The sequence below is a fragment of the Rheinheimera mesophila genome (genome assembly GCF_000986865.1).
In the GTDB taxonomy this organism is placed as follows: domain Bacteria; phylum Pseudomonadota; class Gammaproteobacteria; order Enterobacterales; family Alteromonadaceae; genus Pararheinheimera; species Pararheinheimera mesophila.
Genome location: NZ_LAVS01000061.1, coordinates 1 through 2,108 on the forward strand (window position 1 = coordinate 1; position 2,108 = coordinate 2,108).

Sequence of the window (2,108 nt, forward strand, 5' to 3'; positions counted from 1 at the left end):
AGACCCGGGGAACTGAAACATCTAAGTACCCGGAGGAAGAGAAAGCAAACGCGATTCCCTGAGTAGCGGCGAGCGAAACGGGATTAGCCCAAACCAGAAGGCTTGCCTTCTGGGGTTGTAGGACACTCTATGTGGAGTTACAAAGGAACGGGGTAGATGAAGAGGTCTGGAAAGGCCCGTCAGAGAAGGTAAAAACCCTGTAGTTGAAACTTCGTTCCCTCCTGAGTGGATCCTGAGTACGGCGGGACACGTGAAATCCCGTCGGAAGCAGGGAGGACCATCTCCCAAGGCTAAATACTCCCTAGTGACCGATAGTGAACCAGTACCGTGAGGGAAAGGTGAAAAGCACCCCGGAAGGGGAGTGAAAGAGATCCTGAAACCGTGTGCCTACAAGTAGTCAGAGCCCGTTCATGGGTGATGGCGTGCCTTTTGTAGAATGAACCGGCGAGTTACGATTGCATGCAAGGTTAAGTTGAAGAGACGGAGCCGCAGCGAAAGCGAGTCTGAACAGGGCGAATCAGTATGCAGTTGTAGACCCGAAACCAGGTGATCTACCCATGTCCAGGGTGAAGTCCAGGTAACACTGGATGGAGGCCCGAACCCACGCACGTTGAAAAGTGCGGGGATGAGGTGTGGGTAGCGGAGAAATTCCAATCGAACCTGGAGATAGCTGGTTCTCTCCGAAATAGCTTTAGGGCTAGCCTCACGGCTTTTGAGTCTTGGAGGTAGAGCACTGTTTGGACTAGGGGCCCTCATCGGGTTACCGAATTCAGACAAACTCCGAATGCCAATGACTTATCCGTGGGAGTCAGACTGCGAGTGATAAGATCCGTAGTCGAAAGGGAAACAGCCCAGACCACCAGCTAAGGTCCCAAAGTATACGTTAAGTGGAAAAGGATGTGGAGTTGCTTAGACAACCAGGATGTTGGCTTAGAAGCAGCCACCATTTAAAGAGTGCGTAATAGCTCACTGGTCGAGTGACTCTGCGCCGAAAATGTACCGGGGCTAAACGTATCACCGAAGCTGTGGGTGGACATCTTGCGATGTCCGCGGTAGGAGAGCGTTCTAAGGGCGTTGAAGCCAGACCGTAAGGACTGGTGGAGCGCTTAGAAGTGAGAATGCCGGTATGAGTAGCGAAAGATGGGTGAGAATCCCATCCACCGTATGCCTAAGGTTTCCTGAGGAAGGCTCGTCCTCTCAGGGTTAGTCGGGACCTAAGCCGAGGCCGAAAGGCGTAGGCGATGGACAACAGGTTGATATTCCTGTACCACCTCTTCATCATTTGAGCAATGGGGGGACGCAGGAGGATAGGGTAAGCGCGCTGCTGGAATAGCGCGTCCAAGCAGTTAGGCTGGGAAATAGGCAAATCCGTTTCCCGTGAAGGCTGAGCTGTGACGGCGAGGGAAATATAGTACCGAAGTTCCTGATTCCACACTGCCAAGAAAAGCCTCTAGCGAGATGAAAGGTGCCCGTACCGCAAACCGACACAGGTAGGCGAGGAGAGAATCCTAAGGTGAGCGAGAGAACTCTCGTTAAGGAACTCGGCAAAATGACCCCGTAACTTCGGGAGAAGGGGTGCTTTTTAGGGTGTTAAAGCCCGGAAAAGCCGCAGTGAATAGGCCCAGGCGACTGTTTAGCAAAAACACAGGTCTCTGCGAAGCCGCAAGGCGAAGTATAGGGGCTGACGCCTGCCCGGTGCTGGAAGGTTAAGAGGAGGGGTTAGCTCACGCGAAGCTCTGAATCGAAGCCCCAGTAAACGGCGGCCGTAACTATAACGGTCCTAAGGTAGCGAAATTCCTTGTCGGGTAAGTTCCGACCCGCACGAAAGGCGTAACGATCTGGGCACTGTCTCAACGAGAGACTCGGTGAAATTATAGTACCTGTGAAGATGCAGGTTACCCGCGACAGGACGGAAAGACCCCGTGGAGCTTTACTGCAGCCTGATATTGAATTTTGGTACAGCTTGTACAGGATAGGTAGGAGCCTTGGAAACCGGAGCGCCAGCTTCGGTGGAGGCGTCGGTGGGATACTACCCTGGCTGTATTGAAATTCTAACCCGCGCCCCTCATCGGGGCGGGAGACAGTGTCAGGCGGGCAGTTTGACTGGG

1 rRNA gene is annotated in these 2,108 nt (G+C 53.4%); it reads left to right on the forward strand.

The window, feature by feature from the left end:
• Nucleotides 1-2,108, forward strand: a 23S ribosomal RNA gene (locus SD53_RS12515); the annotation flags it as partial.